Source organism: Micromonospora sp. NBC_00362 (genome assembly GCF_026342155.1).
GTDB lineage: Bacteria > Actinomycetota > Actinomycetes > Mycobacteriales > Micromonosporaceae > Micromonospora > Micromonospora hortensis.
In genome coordinates this window covers 1,145,468-1,164,266 of the sequence record NZ_JAPENH010000001.1, presented here as the reverse complement: position 1 = coordinate 1,164,266, position 18,799 = coordinate 1,145,468, and the positions used below count along the sequence as shown (strand labels likewise).

Genomic DNA, 18,799 nt, shown 5'->3' with positions numbered 1-18,799 from the left:
TTCCGCGAATGGGAGTTAGGTGTGACGGTGAGCGAACGTCCGATCCGGCGGCGGAGCCGTTCCCGGCGTCGTCGGAGGGCCCGACTGCGACGGGCGCTCCTTGGCGCCCTGGTGGTCGGCTCGCTGCTACTGGCGACCGCCGGGTGGATCGGCTTCCGCGGCTGGCAGGCGCGCACTCACCTGCTCAACGCCGCTGGCCTGGCCCGAGAGTTGAGCGCCCAGATCGTCGGTGGGGACACCGACCGTGCCCTGCGGACGCTCGCCGCCCTCCAGGAGCAGGCCGGCGCGGCCCGTTCGGCAACGGCCGACCCCAGTTGGCAGCTCGGACGGCGTACGCCGATCGCCGGCGACGACCTCGACGCCGTCGCGCAGATCGCCGTCGCCATCGACGACCTGGCCCGGCACGCGTTCCCGACCCTGCTCCGGACGGACCTGGCCAGCCTGGTGCCGACCGGCGGCGGGGTGGACCTCGCCCGGCTCGCCGCCGTCTCCACGGAGCTGACCGGGGTGCACGAGTCCGTGCAACGGACCCGCCAGAACCTGGCGGCGGTGCCAGCCGACAGCCTGGTCAGCCAGATCCGGCAGGCGCTGAGCGACCTGCGCGACGAGATCGACCGGCTGGCCAGCCTCACCACGGCTGCCGACCAGGGCGCCCGCCTCCTCCCGCCGCTGCTCGGCGCGAACGGCCCTCGCCGCTACCTGCTCGTCTCGCAGAACCTCGCCGAGCTGCGCGCCACCGGCGGCATGTTCGGCGCGTACGCGATGATCGAGGCGGAGAACGGCAAGGTCAAGATGGGCAAGCAGGGCAGCACGTCCTCGCTCGGTCAGTTCACCCCGGCGCTGAAGGTGCCCGCCGAGACCCGGGCCCTCTGGACGGACCTGCCCGGCATCTACCCCGCCGACGTCAATCTGTCCCCGCACTTCCCGACCGCCGCCACGCTGTACCGCGAAATGTTCCGGCGCAAGACCGGCGCCACTGTCGACGGCGTGCTCGCCGTCGATCCGGTGGTGCTGTCCTACCTGCTCAAGGCGACCGGTCCGGTGCTGGTGCCCGGCGGTGTCCCGCTCGCCAGCGAGAAGGTAGTGCAGACCCTGCTCAACGACAGCTACCAGCGCCTCGACGTCAAACAGCAGGACGAGTTCTTCGCGGCGTCGGCGTCGGCGGTGTTTGACGCCTTCTTCAAGAAGAATGTCAACCCGCGGGTGTTGTTGTCCGCATTTGACCGTGCTATCACTGAACGCCGGATATTGTTCTGGAGTGCCCGACCTGAGGAACAGCGGACATTCGGCGAGAGCCGGATGGCCGGGACGCTTCCGGAACAGGACACCGTGCCGACCGTCGGCGTGTTCCTCAACGACGGCAGCGGCGCGAAGCTCGGCTACTACCTGCGGCCGACGGCGAACCTGATGGTCGGCGAATGCCGGTCGGACGGTCGCCGTGAGCTTCGGCTACGGGTGACCCTGCGCTCAACGGCGCCGAAGTCCGGACTTAGCAAATCCGTGCTCGGCCTCGGCCTGGCCGGCGATCCGTACACCGCCCGCACGTTGGTGTCGATCTTCAGCCCGGCTGGTGGAGCGGTGCTGGAGGCCCGATTGGACGGGGCCGAGACGGCGCTTGGCAGCGGCACGGAACGCCGCCGCCAGGTGGCCACGGCCAGCGTCGACGTCGGGCCCGGCGCCGAGAGGGCGCTGGAGGTCACCGTGCTGACGGCCAAGACCGGCGTCGGACAGGCCGAGCTGTGGCTGACCCCCACCGCCAGCCCCTGGACCACCCAAGTTCATTCCGCACCAAGCTGTGATCAGTAGGAGGGAACCAATCATGCGGCTATCCCGCATCATCATGGCGCTCACGGTCGGCCTGGCCGTGGTGGCCGTGCCGACGGCAGCGGGGGCGGCACAGCCGCAGCCGCAGCCCACCGCGACCACCGATCCGCCGCAACCACCGCCGTACCCGCCGACCGCCGCGTCGCTGACCGTCAACCGCCCGACGATCTACCTCGGCGAGACGGTGGTGCTGACCGGCACCAACTTCGGCCCGAACGAGACCGTCGACATCAACGTGACCGTCACTCCGCAGGCCGCTCCGGCCGGCGGTGCGGCTCCGGCTCGCCGCAGCGACGGCAGCACCGTGGCCATGGCTCCGGTTGCCTACCAGGCGAGCGCGCCCCTGCACTTCACGGCGTACACCAACGGCCAGGGCCGCTTCACCAAGAGCTACAAGCCGTCGGTGACGGGTCTGCTGACCTTCACCGCCACGGGCCGGGAGTCCGGCCGTACCGCCACCACCGAGCTGCGGGTGCTGCACAAGAAGCAGCCGCTGCCCGTCACGGGTGACAGCCTCGGCACGCCCATGAAGCTCGGTGGCGGCCTGGTCGGCGCCGGAGCCGTGATGCTGCTGCTGACCCTGGCCTGGCGTCGCCGCCAGCGCTTCGGTGGCGCGGCGCACTAATCCACACCACCGGGCTGCGCCCGGACAGCACTCAAGCTGGCGCCCGTCGGAACACTCCGACGGGCGCCAGCCTGTTCAGAGAGAGGGCGGCCCGCCAACGCCGTTCATCGGGCCATGATCGGTACGGCCATGCCCGCCGATGTCGACGTCGACACACCTGGGTACGGCCGACGCGTCGAGACTCAGCCCGGCCCGCGCCTCTTCACCGGCGACAGTCTCTTCCCGGGTGGGGTGGGTGACACCGGCGGACGGCCTTCAAGGCGGTCACGGTGAGGGCCCCAGCCCAGGGCATGGTGTCCGTCTTTCGGCCTTTGCGTGCTCGGCCCGGTCGTGGTCGGCTCGGGTTTGCGGCCGTCGGGGTGTGCTGGGTGTCCGGGATGGCCCGACTTCAGTGAACCCGAGCGGGTCACGTAGGTGAGGGTCGGTTCGGCGCTGTCGGCCCGGTGGGTGTGTGTGGTTTGTCCGTTCGTGGGTGGTGACTGGGCGCACCCTCAGGCCGGAATCATGGCCGGGCCGGGGTCGTTACATACCCTGACGATCGCAGTACCACCGACCTGCAGCCCGACCCCTGAGGGCAAGTCGGAATGACCCCGGCCCTCCGGTCGTTACAACCCCCACGAACGACCGTCGGGCACCGCCTCGACGAGGGTGCCGGCAGGTGGGCCACCCCGGAATGACCGCGGCCCTCGGGTCGTTACAGAGGGTCCCGGCGCCACGAGCCCCCCGCGCTCGGCAGGTCGCCGACCCGACGCCCCAGCGTCACCCCCAAGACTTTTTTGTTTGTTGCAGCGCCGGACGAGGTGCTCACACCCGTCACCGCCGTTCCCCCGATCGGTGTGTGTGGGTGTTCTACCCCCGAAGGAGCTACCCCCATGAACACGGTCTTCCGTAAGAGCATGTTGTCTGTTGCTGGTCTCGCGTTCGCCGGTGGTGTGTTCGCCGGCCCGATCGCCGCCCACGCCAACCCGGTGGATGCCAAGCCGGTCGCGGTGGCTGTGCAGTCGGCGGCGCCGAAGCCGCAGGGCGACCAGTCGCGTATCAGCCTGAATGACGAGCAGACCGCGAACGTGAAGGCGATCATCGCCGCTACGAAGAAGGCTGGTCTCCCGGAGCGGGCCGCGGTCATCTCGATCGCGACGAGCCTGCAGGAGTCGAAGCTGGAGAACCTGGGTCACCTGGGTGACCTGAACGACCACGACTCGCTGGGCCTGTTCCAGCAGCGCCCGTCCAGTGGTTGGGGTACGCCGGAGCAGATCACCGACCCTGAGTACTCCACCACCGCGTTCCTCAAGGGCCTGAAGCAGGTCGACGGATGGCAGGACATGGCCTTGACCGACGCCGCCCAGACCGTACAGGTCTCGGCCTACCCGGACGCCTACGCCCAGTGGGAGCAGCAGGCCACCGACCTCGTCGCCCAGCACTGGAACAGCTGACCCACACCACAACACAAGCACCCAGCACCACCGCACCGCACGACAACACCACAGCACGACACCGACCGCTGGCCGGCACCCGCAACCCCGGGTGCCGGCCAGCGGCGTACCCCGATCAGGTTTTGTGGTTGTGGCTCCGCCAGATGTCGATCAGCGCGGTGATCAGCGCGAGCGCGATGATGCCGGTGGCGAGCATGAGGGACTGTTCGAAGGCGTTGGTCCAGTCCCCGCGGCTGTCGGCCAGCGTGGAGAAGAACAGCGAGCCGACGGCGGCGATGCCGGCGGCGGCGCCGATCCGCTGGCCGGTCTGGAGCATGCCGGCGCCGCTGCCCGCCTGCCCGACCGGCACCTCGGAGAGGGTGATCGTCTGGTTGGGGGCGATCACCAGCCCGCTGCCGATGCCGGCGACGAGCAGCGGGCCGGCGGTGACCCAGGGTGCCGGGGCGTCCGGGAAGAGGTGCAGTGCGATCACCGTGGCGGCCAGTCCGACCACCACGGTGAGCAGTCCGATGGCGACCAGTGGTCGGCCGAAGCGGTTGACGATGCGGCCGCCGAGCACGGCGGCGGCGGCGGAGCCCAGGGCGAAGGGGGTGATGGCCAGGCCGGCGACGAGGGCGCTGTAGCCGAGGCCCATCTGTAGGAACAGGGTGAAGATGAAGAAGATCGCGGTGAAGCCGCCGAAGTAGACGAGCGCCAGGATCGACCCCAGGGTGTACGACTGGAAGCTGAACAGCCGGAGGTCGAACAGGGGTTGGTGGTGGCGTGCGTACCGTCGCTCCCAGAGCCCGAAGGCGACCAACACCGCCAGGCCGACCGGGATGAGCGCCCACTTCCAGGGGGTCTGCCACTGCTGCTCCTGTACCAGTGGCAGCAGGACCAGGACCACTCCGACGCCGAGCAGCAGGACGCCGACGGGGTCGAGTCGATGCCAGCCGGCTTGGCCGCTGGGGCGGCCGGGCAGCAGCCGCCAGCCGAGGATCACCGCGAGGACACCGACGGGCACGTTGACGAAGAACACCCAGCGCCAGCCGTGTTCCTCGCCGCCGATGGCGATGAGCAGTCCGCCGAGCAGCGGCCCGACGGCGGTGGAGATGCCGATGGTGGCGCCGAGCAGCCCGAACGGGCGGGCGCGTTCGGGCCCGCGGAACAGTTGCTGGATCAGCCCGATGACCTGCGGGTTGACGATGCCGGCGGCGGCGCCCTGCAGAAGTCGGGCGAGGACCAGCCAGGTCGGGGAGGTGGCGAGCCCGGCGAGCGCGCTGGTGATGGTGAACAGCGCGATGCCGAAGACGAACGCGTTGCGCCGGCCGCGGGCGTCGCCGAAGCGGCCGGCGGGCACCAGCGCCAGTCCGAAGGTGAGCGCGTACCCGGAGAGGATCCACTGCAGGTCGCTCGACGACGCGTGCAGTGCCCGGTCGATGGAGGGCACGGCCACGTTGACGATGCTCACGTCGAGCAGCGTCATGAAGGCGGCGACGAGTCCGACGCCGACCGCCTGCCAGCGTCGTCGGTTCTCGGCCGCTGTCACCGGCTGCGGCGTCTGCGCCGCGCTCACCGCGCCCCCCGTCGACCCTCGGTCATGCATGGTTGACCGCTACCCGGGTCGTCGGGGGGCGAACCGTGCCGGCTGGTTCCGTCGGTCACGCCATCTGGCGGGCGCAGAACCGGGGACCGAAGTCGAGGCCGGCCATCGGTGAGTCCTCGCGATGCAGCAGGCCCTTCTCGGTGAGCAGGTGCAGGGGGCTGCCCACCTGCTCCGCGGTCAGCCCGGATTCCTCGGCGATCAGGTCCGGGTAGGGCACCTGCCCGCGTGCCTCGAGGGTGGTGACCGCCTGGTACACCCGTTGCTCGGCCTCCGACAGTTGCACCTGCTGCATGGTTCCTCCTTGTGCTCGTCCGCCACTGCGGTGGCGGTTGCCGTGCGCCGGTTACCCCCTCGGTGCCCGAAGATGCACACCCGATCGGGCGGTCGCGACGGCGGGCGGGTCCGGCGGTCGGGCGAGGAAGGTGCCCTAGGCTGCTTCCGTGATCGTTTGGGATCTCGTCGTTGTCGGCGCTGGCCCCGCGGGGCTGTCCGCGGCGCACGCCGCTGCCCGTGCTGGCGTCTCCACCCTTGTCGTCGAGCGAGCCGTGCACCCGCGGTACAAGACCTGCGGTGGTGGACTGATCGGCACTTCGCTGGCGGCCGTTCAGGATCGGATCGAGGTGCCCGCGCACGACCGGGTGGACCGGGTGACGTTCACCCGCGACGGCCGTCGGGAGTTCACCCGCCGCAACGGCAGTCCGGTGGTGACGATGGTGCGCCGTGAGGAGTTCGACGACCGGCTGCGCGAGGCGGCGGTCGCCGCCGGCGCGCAACTGCGGGAGCGGGTCGCGGTCCGCGCGATCGAGCAGGACCCCGAGGGGGTACGCCTGCGGCTGGCCGACGGTACGACGATCGCGGCTCGTGCCGTGATCGGGGCGGACGGCTCGTCGGGGGTGACCGGGCGGCACGTCGGAGTGCGGTACCGGCAGGTGGATCTGGGTCTGGAGTTGGAGATTCCGGTGCCGCCCGCCGAGCAGGAGCGGTGGCGGGGCCGGCTGTTGTTGGACTGGGGCGACATGCCGGGCTCGTACGCCTGGGTCTTTCCCAAGGGCGACCGGCTGACCGTCGGCGTGATCGCCGCGCGGGGTGCGGGGGAGGGGACCCGCGACTACCTGCGGAGGTTCGTCGACCGGTTGGGTCTGACCGGGTTGCCGGCGGAGCACGACTCCGGTCACCTGACCCGTTGCCGCGCGGAGGATTCACCGTTGCGCAACGGCCGGGTGCTGGTCGTGGGGGACGCGGCGGGGTTGCTGGAGCCGTGGAGCCGGGAGGGCATCAGCTTCGCGTTGCGCTCCGGCGAGTTGGCCGGCGCTGCGGCCGCGGGTGGTGACCTGGCCGGGTACGAGCGGGCGGTGGCCGAGCGTCTGCTGCCGGAGATGCGGGCGGGGTTCCGGCTGCTCGACGTGTTCACCCGTCGCCCGGACGTGTTCCACGCCCTGTTGGCGACCCCGCCGGGCTGGCGGATGTTCGTGCAGTTCTGCCAGGGGCGGGCGAGCTTCGACGAGATGCTGGGCCGCCGCCCGATCCGGGCGGCGCTCGCGGTGCTCGACCGGTTGTCCCATCCGTCGCGCCAGGCCACCACCGCTCACCCAGGATCCTAGGATGCCTTAGAGGGTGTGCGTCCGGCTACTGGTGTCGACCGGCGCGATCGCCGGACAATCACAACGGGAGCAGGGGAGGTGCTGATGACCGAGCAGCCGTTCACCGACGACGAGTACGAGTTTCTGCGTCACGCGCGGTTCGGGGAGTTGCCGCCCGCCGTCCGGCCCGACGAGCGGGTGGCCCTGACCGAGACCGATCCCGGGCGCGACCGGCCGGAGGAGTCCGAGGACCCGATCCGCTGGAACGTGCAGGGCTGAGAAACGCGAAACGGGCCGCGGGTGTCGCCACCCACGGCCCGTTCGTGAAGCGCTGCGGTCAGAAGACCGGCACGCCCTCGCGTACGAGACGCCAGTTGGGCTGGAAGAAGTCGGCCGGGTCGATCGTCCCCTTGGCCTGCGCCCAGTCGATGAGCAGCTGACGGATCTCCTGCTGCGCGTTGTAGACCTGGGTCTTCACGATGCCGGGGAAGTTGCCGCCGCCGCTGCGCCGGTAGTTGTTCACCGCCACCACGAACTGCGCGTTGTCCGCCACCGGAGTGTCGGTGCCGGCCAGCACCAGGCGGGTGATCCGCTGCCCGACCGGCTTGGAGATGTCGATGTCGTAGTCCAGGCCGGAGAAGACGTCGTAGTTGTAGTCCGGCACCGCCGGGTCGCTGATCTGCTCCGGGTCGACCGGGGCGCCCGGCGCGAACGTACGGAAGTACTTCGCCGAGTACTCCAGGTAGGCGCGCACCTCGGCGCCGCTGAGCACTACCGCCTCGAGGGTGTTGTCGTACACGTACAGGCCGGCCACGTCGCGAATCTTCACGTCGCCGGCCGGGAAGACGGCGGTCCGGCTGAACGGCGCCGCGATCGACAGCACCGGCAGGTCCGCGTACGCCGTGCCGGCCAGCGCCGCGCCGACCACCTCGGTCTGCACGTGGTTGATGAAGTCCAGGATCGGCGTGTCCTCGTAGCGCGACGCCGCCGCCGACAGTTCCACAGTGGACTGCGCGACCACCTGGTTGACGTACGCGATGGTCTTCTGGTGCTGGGCCCGCACGGCGGCGAGCACCTTCGGGTCCTCGACCACAGTGTTGGTGTTCAGCATGGTGGCGGCCTTCTTGGTGATCGCCCACCGTCCGCGCTCACGGGTGAGGGTGAAGTCCATCCGGGTGAGCCGCTGGCCCCACTTCGACGGCTCGGAGAGCAGCACCTGCGTGCCGGTGCGCTCGTTGGTCACGAACCGCTCGACCACCTCGTTGTGCGCGTGACCGAAGAGGATCGCGTCGATCCCCGGCACCTGCTGGGCGATCAGCGTCACCGGGTTCTCGTTTGGCAGCTCGGGGCCGTAGCTGGAGGTGCCGCTGTCGCCGCCGTGCGCCGAGATCAGGACGAGGTCCGCGCCGCGGGCCCGCATGATCGGCACCCACTTCGCGGCGGTCGCGATCATGTCGTCGAAGCGTAGCTTGCCCTCGACGTTGCCCTTGTCCCAAATGGCCACACCGGGATTGGTCAACCCCAGGATGCCGACCCGCAGCGTCGGCGCGGCGAAACCGAGGGAGACCTTCTTGATGACGTACGGCAGGAAGGCCGGCTTGCCGGTCCTCGCGTTGACGGCGTTCGCGGCGAGCGCCGGGAAGCCGAGCTGACGGATCCACAGGTCCAGCAACGGCAGACCGTAGTTGAACTCGTGGTTGCCCAGCGTCACCGCGTCGTAGTCGATGACGTTCATGGCCCGTGCCATCGGGTGCTTCTCCCCGGTGGCGGTTATCGGCTCCTGCTTGGCGTAGTACGTGGCCAGCGGCGTGCCCTGGATCGTGTCGCCGGCGTCGAGCACCAGCGTCGCCTTGCCGCGCCGCTCCCGACGAATCTGATTGATCAGGGTCGCCAGCTTCGCCACGCCGATGTCGTTCTGCTTGCTGTCGTCGTACTCGGCGTCGCGGTAGTAGTCCCAGTTGTAGACGTTGCCGTGCGTGTCCGACGTGCCCAGGAGGGTGAGGTCCCAGGTGCGCGGCCGGGCCGCGCCGGCCGCCTGCGCGGGCGCGGCGGCGATCAGCGGGGTGGTCGCCGCGGCCGCGGCGGCAACGAGCACCTGGCGGCGCGACGGGCCGGAGGGAGAGGTCATGACGTGCCTTTCCATGGGGTGGACGCGCCTCGTGAGCGCCTTGCGCACCATAACCAGCACCCGGCACTCCCGCCACGGCAGCCCCGATCGATGCAGCGGTTTCCGCAGGCCGACGCAGGGTAGGGCCGTCAGGGACGGCATTCGCGGGAAAGCCCCGCTTCCCGCGCGCAGCGAGGAGAGTTTCAGTGAGCGAGGACCAGCACACCCAGCAGGACCCGACCAGCCAGTACGGCCAGCAGTCCGGTCAACCCGCACAGCAGCAGTCAGCGCCCGGCTCGACGAGGGAGATGACCCCCAAGCCCGACCACGGGGAGGAGTCGTACCGGGGCAGCGGCAAGCTCGACGGCAAGCGGGCGCTGATCACCGGCGGTGACTCGGGGATCGGCCGGGCGGTCGCGATCGCCTTCGCCCGGGAGGGCGCGGACGTGCTCATCTCCTACCTCGGTGAGGAGGAGGACGCCGACGCCCGGGAGACCATCCGGCTGGTCGAGTCCGCCGGCCGGCGGGGCGTCGCGGTACGCGGTGACATCACCGACGAGGCGCACTGCCAGGAACTGGTCGACCGGGCGGTGCGCGACCTGGGCGGCCTCGACATCCTGGTGAACAACGCGGCGTACCAGATGTCGCAGGACAAGGGGATCCTCGGCATCAGCAGCGAGCAGTTCGACCGGGTGTTCAAGACCAACCTGTACGCGATGTTCTGGCTCTGCAAGGCCGCCATTCCGCACCTGGCCGAAGGGTCGGCGATCATCAACACGTCGTCGATCCAGGCGTTCGACCCGTCGCCGCAGCTGCTGGACTACGCCACCACCAAGGCGGGGATCGCCAACTTCACCAAGGCCCTCGCCGCCGACCTGGCCGAGCAGGGAATCCGCGTCAACGCTGTCGCACCGGGGCCGGTGTGGACGCCGCTGATCCCGTCGACCATGCCGGAGGAGAAGGTGAAGCAGTTCGGCACCGACACCCCGGAGGGGCGTCCCGGGCAGCCGGCTGAGCTTGCGCCCGCGTACGTCTTCTTCGCCTCGCAGGAGTCCAGCTACGTGACGGGCGAGATCCTGGGGGTCACGGGCGGTCGACCGACCAAGTGACAGGCCGGCGGGTGGGCGTCCGCTCGGGATGCCCACCCGGTCAGCGTGGCCAGGCGGCGAAGCGTTGCCGGATCTCGGCGACGTCGGCGCCGCCCAGGCCGTAGCGGCCGAAACGCTGGTCGGAGAGTCGGTCCAGGTAGCGGCCGGCGGCGCGGACGTCGTCCGGGTCCAGCGCCGGGTCGACCTGCCGTGCCAGCACCAACAGCTCGGTCACGTCGTAGTGGTCGAGAGCTGCGGCCACGTCGATGAAGTCGCGAACCTCCCGACGGTTGACCAACGCCGCGATCTTGTTCGCCACCAGGTCACGAACGTCCATCACCGGACCCAGGTCCATCACCACCGGGCTCTGCTGGCGGTCCAACCGGGCGAGGCTGAGCCGGATCTGCCGTCCGTCGCGGCTCACCACGAAATCCTTCATGTCCTGCTCGTACCCGTCGAACAGTTCGGCCAGCTCGCTGTCCGGGTCGGCGTCGCTGACGATGAACCCGGCCCGCTCCAGGGCCACCCGCACCCCGGCGGACGCGGCCGCCGCGGCACCCTCCACGTCCGCGAAGAGGTCCACGTCCTCCGTCGGTCGGGCGACCAGCCCGTGCGCCGCCCAGGCCACCCCACCACCCAGCACGAACCGGTACGGCCCGGCGGCGGCAAGCGCCACCCGGGCCACCTCCCGGTAGAACTCGTGCAGATGAGGTTCGATCACGCCGCGCGCAGGCCGCGGTGCCGGCTCTCCCACGCCTGGCGTACGCCCCGAGGCAGGTTGAGCAGTCGCCACACCCGACGCAGTGTCCGCCCGTTGATCAGAGCGCGCAGATCCTCGGCCCGAGTGGTCTCGCGAAGCACGTTCTCGTACATCCAGAGCAGCTGGTCCGGGTCGCCGAGGTCGAAGGTGCGCTCGGCGTTCCACATCAGCCGTACCGGCAGCTCCACCACACCTCGGGTGGGGCCGGCAAGCTCGGCGAGCGTCCGCGCCACCACAGCGGGGCGACCCGGGCGGGCCAGAAAGGCCACGCCGGTCGCGGTGGGGGAGACGGCCTGCATGGTGTCAGGGTAACGCCCACCAGAGCCGGTGTCGCTCAGGTCGATCCCAACCCGCTGCGCCAGGCGCGCCGACATGGCCCTGCTCAGCCGCGAAGTCTGTCCGGTTTGTGTGTGCTTCGCGTGCTCGGCCCGGTCGTGATCGACTTGTGTTTGCGGCCGTCGGGGTGTGCTGGGTGTCCGGGATGGCCCGACTTGAGTGAACCTGAGTGGATCCCGTAGGTGAGGGTCGGTTCGGCGCTGTCGGCCCGGTGGTTGTGGGTGGTTTGTCCGTTCGTGGGTGGTGACTGGGCGCACCCTCAGGCCGGAATGATGGCCGGGCCGGGGTCGTTACATACCCTGACGATCGCAGTACCACCGGCCCGCGGCCCGACCCTGAGGGCTGGTCGCGCAGGTTGGAATGCCAGCCTCCACCCGGTCGTTGCAGTCCCCACGAACGACCGTCGGGCGCCGCCTCGATGAGGGTGCCGGTAGGTGGGCCGACCCCGGAATGACCGCGGCCCCCGGGTCGTTGCACAGGGTCCCGGCGCCACGAGCCCCCCGGCTCGGCAGGTCGCCGACCCGACGCCCCACAGGGTGTCACCCCCCAAGACTTTTTCCCCGTTTGATGCAGCGCCGGACGAGGTGCTCACACCCGTCACTGCCGTTCCCCCTTTTTGGCGGTGTGGGTGTTCTACCCCCGAAGGAGCTACCCCCATGAACACGATCTTCCGTAAGAGCATGCTGTCTGTTGCTGGTCTCGCGTTCGCCGGCGGTGTCTTCGCCGGCCCGATCGCCGCCCACGCCAACCCGGTGGATGCCAAGCCGGTCGCGGTGGCCGTGCAGTCGGCGGCGCAGAAGCCGCAGGGCGACCAGTCGCGCATCAGCCTCAACGACGAGCAGACCGCGAACGTGAAGGCGATCATCGCCGCCACGAAGAAGGCCGGTCTGCCGGAGCGGGCCGCGGTCATCTCGATCGCGACGAGCCTGCAGGAGTCGAAGCTGGAGAACCTGGGTCACCTGGGCGACCTGAACGACCACGACTCGCTGGGCCTGTTCCAGCAGCGCCCGAGCTCGGGTTGGGGTACGCCGGAGCAGATCACCGACCCCGCCTACTCCACGACCGCGTTCCTCAAGGGCCTGAAGCAGGTCGACGGGTGGCAGGACATGGCCCTGACCGACGCCGCGCAGACCGTACAGGTGTCGGCGTACCCGGACGCCTACGCCCAGTGGGAGCAGCAGGCCACCGACCTCGTCGCCCAGCACTGGAACAGCTGACCAGCACCACAACGCCACACCACAAGCACCCAGCACAAGCACCCAGCACCGCACCACGGCATGGCACGGCACGGCAGGACACCGACCGCTGGCCGGCACCCGCAAACCCGGGTGCCGGCCAGCGGCACTTCCGTCTCCGTGTGCGGCAGACACATAGTCGCTGGTCGCGGATCGCCGCGCCGCCGGGTGCCGCCGGAAGCGGATGCCGCGCTGCCAGAAGCGGATGGCGCGGTCCGGTCGGGGGCCACCAGCAGATCTTGGACAGTTTCCGTTCTGCCGTAACGGAAACTGTCCAAGATCTCGTGGGTTCTACCCGAAGGGTGGCGCGTTGGCGGGTGTTGTGGTCGTGAGGCGACCGCTGTCCAGCGATGGGACCCGGCGGCGGGGCGGCCCGACAGCGATGGGCCCGGCAGCGATGGGACCCGGCGGCGGAGCGACCCGGCGGGGCAGTGTTACCGCCACGCGGTGGGACGGCCGGGCGAGGATCGGATGGGTGGAGCCGGGGAACAACGCGGGGTGCGGGCTGGTTGTGGAGGGTGTCGGTGTGACTCAGTGTCCCCGGGCCTCACCTAATATCGCCTTCGCGGAATACCGTTCGGCTGGAGCCGCGTCGTGCCACTCGCCGAGAGGCGACCTGCACACCGACACCAGCGCCGCCCCCGGCCCACCGGCCGGGGGCGCGCTGTCGTGCGTCCTCGGTTCGCGAACCTGTCTCAGTTGACCTATCTTCAGAGGGTCGCTCGTGCGGGAGGGGGTGTCGGCGTTGGGGTTACGGACCTTCATCGAGGGCTGGCCGGTCTATCGCCAGCTCACCGGCACCGACCCGCTGGGCCGGGGTGCGGCGGCGAAGTCCGACGGGTCCCGCGCGCTCACCGCCCGCACCGATACCGCCGACAGCGTGGCTCGTTCGGTCTGCCCGTACTGCGCTGTGGGGTGTGGTCAGCGGGTGTTCGTGAAGGACGGGCAGGTCAGTCAGATCGAGGGTGATCCGGACAGCCCGATCTCGCGGGGTCGGCTCTGTCCGAAGGGTTCGGCGAGCAAGAGCCTGGTGACCAGCCCGCTGCGGCAGACCACGGTCCGCTACCGCCGGCCATACTCGACCCAGTGGGAGGATCTGGAGCTCGACACCGCGCTCGACATGATCGCCGACCGGATCCTCGCCGCCCGCGAGCAGACCTGGGAGGACGTCGACACGCAGGGCCGGCCGCTCAACCGGACGCTGGGTATCTCCAGTCTGGGTGGGGCGACGCTGGACAACGAGGAGAACTACCTCATCAAGAAGTTGTTCACCGCGATGGGGGCGCTCCAGATCGAGAACCAGGCCCGTATTTGACACTCCGCCACCGTCCCCGGTCTGGGGGCCAGCTTCGGTCGTGGCGGTGCGACGGATTTCCAGCAGGACATCGCCAACGCTGACGTGATCGTCATCCAGGGTTCGAACATGGCTGAGGCGCACCCGGTGGGTTTCCAGTGGGTGATGGAAGCCAAGCGCAAGGGTGCGAAGGTCTTCCACGTCGATCCACGGTTCACCAGGACGAGTGCGGTCGCGGATGAGTACCTGTCGATCCGGGCGGGCACCGACATCGCGCTGCTCGGCGGGGTGGTGCGCTACATCCTGGACAACGAGTTGGACTTCCGGGAGTACGTGCTCGCTTACACCAACGCGGCGACGATCGTCAGCGAAGAGTTCAGCGACACCGAGGACGGCGACGGCTTCTTCTCCGGCTTCGACCCGGAGACCGGCACCTACGTGCAGGACAGCTGGCAGTACGAGGGGCACGAGGGTTCGTCGGGCAGTGGGCACACCGCCCAGGAGCGGGACAGCGCCGCGGGGTTGACGCACGAGTCGCACGGCGCGCCGGTGGGCGGGCAGACCCGGCGCGACGAGACGTTGCAGCATCCGCGCTGCGTCTATCAGATCCTCAAGCGACACTTCGCCCGTTACACCCCGGAGATGGTGGAGCGGGTCTGTGGTATTTCGCAGGCCCAGTTCCTGGAGTTGGCGCGGGCGTGGACGGCGAACTCCGGCCGGGACCGCACCGGCATGCTGATCTACTCTGTCGGCTGGACGCAGCACAGTGTGGGTGTGCAGTACATCCGCACCGGCGCGATCATCCAGCTCCTGCTGGGCAACATGGGTCGCCCGGGTGGCGGGGTCATGGCGCTTCGTGGCCACGCCAGCATTCAGGGCTCGACCGACATTCCGACGTTGTTCAACCTGCTACCCGGTTATCTGCCGATGCCGCACCACGCCGAACACCCGAGCTTCGACGAGTGGGTGGACAGCATTCGCCATCCGGGGCAGAAGGGGTTCTGGGGTAACGCGCGGTCCTTCGCCGCCAGCCTGCTCAAGGCGTACTGGGGTGACGCGGCGACACCGGAGAACGACTTCTGCTACGGCTACCTTCCTCGGCTGACCGGTGATCACGGCACCTACCAGCAGGTGCTCAACATGATCGACGGGAAGATCAAGGGATACTTCCTGCTCGGGCAGAACCCGGCGGTCGGCTCCGCGCACGGTCGTGCGCAGCGGCTCGGGATGGCCAACCTCGACTGGTTGGTGGTCCGGGACCTCTTCATGATCGAGAGCGCGACGTTCTGGCAGAACGGCCCGGAGGTCGCCACCGGGGAGATCGTGCCGGAGGAGTGCCGCACTGAGGTGTTCTTCCTGCCCGCCGCGTCGCATGTGGAGAAGGAGGGCACGTTCACCCAGACGCAGCGGTTGTTGCAGTGGCGGGAGAAGGCCGTCGAGCCGCCGGGCGACGCCCGCTCCGAGCTGTGGTTCTTCTATCACCTGGGCCGCAAACTGCGGGAGAAGCTGGCCGACTCGCCGCTGCCGCGCGACCGCGCGTTGCTCGACCTCACCTGGGACTACCCCACGCACGGTCCGTACGCGGAGCCGAGCGCCGAGGCGGTGCTGCGCGAGATCAACGGGTACGACGTGGCGACCGGCAGCCCGCTGTCCGGTTTCGCCGAGGCCCGCGCTGACGGCTCCACAGCGATCGGTTGTTGGATCTACAGCGGGGTGTACGCCGACGGGGTGAACCAGGCGGCTCGGCGCAAGTCCCGGCACGAGCAGGACTGGGTGGCCGCCGAGTGGGGTTGGGCGTGGCCGGCGAACCGGCGCATCCTCTACAACCGTGCGTCCGCCGACCCGGACGGCAACCCGTGGTCCGAGCGCAAGCGGTACGTGTGGTGGGACGCGGAGAAGTCCGAGTGGACCGGTTACGACGTGCCGGACTTCGAGAAGACCAAGCCACCGTCGTACCGGCCGCCGGCCGGCGCGTCCGGGCCGGAGGGCATCGCGGGCGACGACCCGTTCGTCATGCAGGGCGACGGCAAGGGCTGGCTGTACGCGCCCAGCGGTGTCCTGGACGGGCCGCTGCCGACGCACTACGAGCCGGTGGAGTCGCCGGTGCGTAACCCGCTCTACGGTCAGCAGGCCAACCCGACCCGCAAGATGTACGCGCACCCGGTGAACTCGGTGAACCCGAGCCCGCCGCAGGAGCACGGCCAGGTGTTCCCGTACGTGTTCACTGTCAGCCGGCTCACCGAGCACCACACCGCCGGTGCGATGAGTCGGACGGTGTCACCGCTGGCCGAGCTGCAACCGGAGATGTTCGTCGAGGTGTCCCCGGCCCTGGCCGGCGAGGTCGGGCTGACGCATCTGGGCTGGGCGCATCTGGTCAGCGGCCGTGCGGTGATCGAGGCGAAGGTGCTGGTGACCGACCGGCTCACCCCGCTGCGGGTGGACGGTCGGATCATCCACCAGGTGTGGTTGCCGTACCACTTCGGTTTCGAGGGTCTGGTCACCGGCGACTCGGCCAACGACCTGTTCGGCATCAGCCTGGACCCGAACGTGCTGATCCAGGAGAGCAAGGTCGGCACCTGCGACGTGCGGCCGGGCCGTCGTCCCACCGGCCCGGCGTTGCTCGACCTGGTGGCCGACTACCAGCGGCGCGCCGGGATCGTCCCCGGCCAGCACGCGCCGGCAGTGACCACCGACGACGAGGGGAAGGAGCACGGTGCTTCCTGACCCGAACAGCCTGTACGGCCCGCTGGACCCGGCGCCCGAGGCAGGTTATGAGAACGCGCCGCCCCGGATGGGGTTCTTCACCGACACCAGCGTCTGCATCGGCTGCAAGGCCTGTGAGGTCGCCTGCAAGGAGTGGAACGGCGTCCCGGAGAGCGGCCTGGACCTGCTCGGCATGTCGTACGACAACACCGGCGCGTTGACCGCGAACTCGTGGCGACACGTCGCGTTCATCGAGCAGCCCCGCCCGGCCGGGCATGGCGCCGCACCGGCGGACGTCCTCGGCGCGCCGGTCGCCGCCGGCCCTGCCCAGCCGGTCGGCGGGGGGCCGCAGTTCCTGGGTATGCCGGGGGTCCAGCCTCCGGGCCGGGGCACTGGCGTCGAGGAGCGCACGGATTTCCGCTGGTTGATGATGTCGGACGTCTGCAAGCACTGCACGCATGCGGCCTGCCTGGACGTGTGTCCGACGGGTTCGTTGTTCCGCACCGAGTTCGGCACGGTGGTGGTGCAGGAGGACATCTGCAACGGGTGTGGGTACTGCATCTCGGCGTGTCCGTACGGGGTGATCGATCAGCGCAAGGACGACGGTCGGGCGTGGAAGTGCACGCTGTGCTACGACCGGTTGGGCGCGGGGATGACTCCGGCGTGCGCGCAGGCGTGTCCGACCGAGTCGATCCAGTACGGGCCCCTGGAGGAGCTGCGTGAACACGCCGCCGTGCGGGTGGCGACGCTGCACGACCGGGGGGTCCCCGAGGCCCGCCTGTACGGGCACGACCCGAACGACGGCGTGGGCGGTGACGGGGCGTTCTTCCTGCTCCTGGACGAACCCGAGGTGTACGGGCTGCCGCCCGACCCGGTCGTGACCACGCGTGACCTGCCGAAGATGTGGAAGCGCGCCGGCCTCGCCGCTCTCGCCATGGCGGCGGCGACCGTCGCCGCGTTCGTCGGAGGTTCCTCATGACCCCACCCGGCCCCGTGGGCGACCGGTTCCGTCGTTTCCGGGAGCGCCTCGCCGCCGAGGGCGGCGACCGCCCACGGGTGAGCGACGACCGCCCCCGCACCGCGAGCGGCGCGGCGGCCACGAGCGGTGGCGACCATCCGGACGACACGGGCACCGCCGCCAGCAGCAGCCGGGGCGACCTGACGCCGCGGCGAAGCACCGAAGCCGGGGGCCGGCAGGGCCGGCAGGGCCGGCGGGGCAGGCGGCGCGGCGGCGGTGAGGAACTGCGGGTGCCGGAGGCCGAGTTCACGTCCTACTACGGTCGGCCCGTTCTGAAGGGGCCGGTCTGGAAGTGGGACATCGCCGCGTACCTGTTCACCGGCGGGTTGGCAGCCGGCTCGTCGCTGCTGGCAGCGGGCGGGCAGCTCACCGGCCGGCCCGCGTTGCGGCGCGCCGGTCGGGTCACCGCGTTGGCCGCCGTCAGCGCCAGCGCCGTCTTCCTGGTGAAGGACCTGGGCCGGCCGGCGCGGTTCCACCACATGCTGCGGGTGGCCAAGCCGACCTCGCCGATGTCGATGGGTACCTGGATTCTCACCGCGTACGGGCCGGCGGCGGGCCTCGCCGCGATCGCCGAGGCGGCCGGTGTGCTGCCCCGGCACGGTCTGCTCGGGCTGGCCGGCCGGGCGTTGCCGCCGATCGGGCACGCCGCTGGGCTGCTCGCCGCCGGCACCGCGCCGGCGCTGGCCACGTACACCGGGGTGTTGCTGGCCGACACGGCGGTGCCGTCCTGGCATGAGGCGTACCCCGAGCTGCCGGTGATCTTCGCGGGCAGCGCGTTGGCCAGCGGCGCCGGCGTGGGTCTGCTCGCCGCGCCGCCGGCCCAGGCCGGGCCGGCCCGCCGGATGGCGGTGGCCGGCGCGGCCCTGGAGCTGTACGGCGCGCATCGGGTGGAGACCCGCCTCGGCCTGCTCAGCGAGCCCTACCGGTTGGGCCGGCCGGGTCGGTTGCTGCGTGCGGGGCGGCTGCTGACTGTCGGCGGGGTGACGGGTGCTCTGCTGGGCCGGCGCAGTCGGGTGGTCGGGGCGCTCTCGGGGACCGCGCTGCTGGCCGCGTCGGTGCTGACCCGGTTCGGCATCTTCTACGGTGGCGTCGCCTCGGCCCGCGACCCCCAGTACACGGTGGTGCCGCAGCGCGAACGGGTCGAGGCACGGCGAAACGGCATGGATCTTCCAGCTGACCGGGCGGTCCCGCCCGCGGTGTGATCGAATGTC

The 18,799-nt window shown here is 70.3% G+C and carries 15 protein-coding genes; 10 read left to right on the top strand and 5 right to left on the bottom strand.

From position 1 onward, the window contains the following. Positions 1-27: 27 nt before the first annotated feature. The 3 genes from OG992_RS05200 (at position 28) to OG992_RS05190 (ending at position 3,882) form a co-directional block, all read left to right on the top strand. Positions 28-1,806 carry a DUF4012 domain-containing protein gene (locus OG992_RS05200; RefSeq protein WP_266302547.1) on the top strand — a complete coding sequence of 593 codons (1,779 nt, stop codon included), beginning with the start codon at positions 28-30 and terminating at the stop codon, positions 1,804-1,806. Between the two features lie 13 nt (positions 1,807-1,819). Further along, positions 1,820-2,449 (top strand): hypothetical protein, encoded by a 630-nt coding sequence (locus tag OG992_RS05195; RefSeq protein ID WP_238685694.1) that lies wholly within the window; start codon positions 1,820-1,822, stop codon positions 2,447-2,449. An 872-nt stretch (positions 2,450-3,321) separates the two neighbouring features. Further along, on the top strand, positions 3,322-3,882 hold the full coding sequence (locus OG992_RS05190; RefSeq protein ID WP_266302546.1) for a hypothetical protein: 561 nt from the start codon (positions 3,322-3,324) through the stop codon (positions 3,880-3,882). A gap of 115 nt (positions 3,883-3,997) precedes the next feature. Here the strand turns inward: OG992_RS05190 and OG992_RS05185 are convergent, their stop codons facing one another. Continuing rightward, positions 3,998-5,437: an MFS transporter gene (locus OG992_RS05185; protein WP_266302545.1), complete on the bottom strand. Its 1,440-nt coding sequence runs from the start codon at positions 5,435-5,437 to the stop codon at positions 3,998-4,000. A gap of 85 nt (positions 5,438-5,522) precedes the next feature. Beyond that, on the bottom strand, positions 5,523-5,759 hold the full coding sequence (locus OG992_RS05180; protein WP_091397890.1) for a hypothetical protein: 237 nt from the start codon (positions 5,757-5,759) through the stop codon (positions 5,523-5,525). Positions 5,760-5,907: 148 nt separating this feature from the next. On the opposite strand from OG992_RS05180, the gene OG992_RS05175 reads away from it, so the two are divergent. Then, complete coding sequence (locus OG992_RS05175; protein ID WP_266302544.1) at positions 5,908-7,068, top strand: geranylgeranyl reductase family protein; 1,161 nt, start codon at positions 5,908-5,910, stop codon at positions 7,066-7,068. An 84-nt stretch (positions 7,069-7,152) separates the two neighbouring features. Then, on the top strand, positions 7,153-7,326 hold the full coding sequence (locus OG992_RS05170; RefSeq protein ID WP_238685690.1) for a hypothetical protein: 174 nt from the start codon (positions 7,153-7,155) through the stop codon (positions 7,324-7,326). Between the two features lie 58 nt (positions 7,327-7,384). Here OG992_RS05170 and OG992_RS05165 read toward each other — a convergent pair whose 3' ends face one another. Then, a complete protein-coding gene (locus OG992_RS05165; protein ID WP_266302543.1) occupies positions 7,385-9,175 on the bottom strand; it encodes a bifunctional UDP-sugar hydrolase/5'-nucleotidase in 1,791 nt (596 codons plus the stop codon). Positions 9,176-9,360: 185 nt separating this feature from the next. Here OG992_RS05165 and OG992_RS05160 point away from each other — a divergent pair, with 185 nt between their 5' ends. Then, positions 9,361-10,263, top strand: a complete 903-nt coding sequence (locus tag OG992_RS05160) for an SDR family oxidoreductase (RefSeq protein ID WP_266302542.1) — start codon at positions 9,361-9,363, stop codon at positions 10,261-10,263. Between the two features lie 40 nt (positions 10,264-10,303). Here OG992_RS05160 and OG992_RS05155 read toward each other — a convergent pair whose 3' ends face one another. Then, positions 10,304-10,963: a nucleotidyl transferase AbiEii/AbiGii toxin family protein gene (locus OG992_RS05155; RefSeq protein ID WP_266302541.1), complete on the bottom strand. Its 660-nt coding sequence runs from the start codon at positions 10,961-10,963 to the stop codon at positions 10,304-10,306. Beyond that, positions 10,960-11,301 carry a hypothetical protein gene (locus OG992_RS05150; RefSeq protein ID WP_124770765.1) on the bottom strand — a complete coding sequence of 114 codons (342 nt, stop codon included), beginning with the start codon at positions 11,299-11,301 and terminating at the stop codon, positions 10,960-10,962. Before OG992_RS05150 ends, OG992_RS05155 begins: the two co-directional genes overlap by 4 nt. A gap of 693 nt (positions 11,302-11,994) precedes the next feature. Here OG992_RS05150 and OG992_RS05145 point away from each other — a divergent pair. The 4 genes from OG992_RS05145 (at position 11,995) to nrfD (ending at position 18,790) form a co-directional block, all read left to right on the top strand. Continuing rightward, on the top strand, positions 11,995-12,555 hold the full coding sequence (locus tag OG992_RS05145) for a hypothetical protein (protein WP_266302540.1): 561 nt from the start codon (positions 11,995-11,997) through the stop codon (positions 12,553-12,555). Positions 12,556-13,318: 763 nt separating this feature from the next. After that, positions 13,319-16,591 carry a formate dehydrogenase gene (gene fdh, locus OG992_RS05140; RefSeq protein ID WP_266305155.1) on the top strand — a complete coding sequence of 1,091 codons (3,273 nt, stop codon included), beginning with the start codon at positions 13,319-13,321 and terminating at the stop codon, positions 16,589-16,591. Then, positions 16,581-17,549: a 4Fe-4S dicluster domain-containing protein gene (locus tag OG992_RS05135; RefSeq protein ID WP_266302539.1), complete on the top strand. Its 969-nt coding sequence runs from the start codon at positions 16,581-16,583 to the stop codon at positions 17,547-17,549. The genes fdh and OG992_RS05135 overlap by 11 nt, the downstream gene beginning before the upstream one ends. Continuing rightward, positions 17,546-18,790 carry an NrfD/PsrC family molybdoenzyme membrane anchor subunit gene (gene nrfD / locus OG992_RS05130; RefSeq protein ID WP_266302538.1) on the top strand — a complete coding sequence of 415 codons (1,245 nt, stop codon included), beginning with the start codon at positions 17,546-17,548 and terminating at the stop codon, positions 18,788-18,790. Before OG992_RS05135 ends, nrfD begins: the two co-directional genes overlap by 4 nt. Positions 18,791-18,799: the final 9 nt, after the last annotated feature.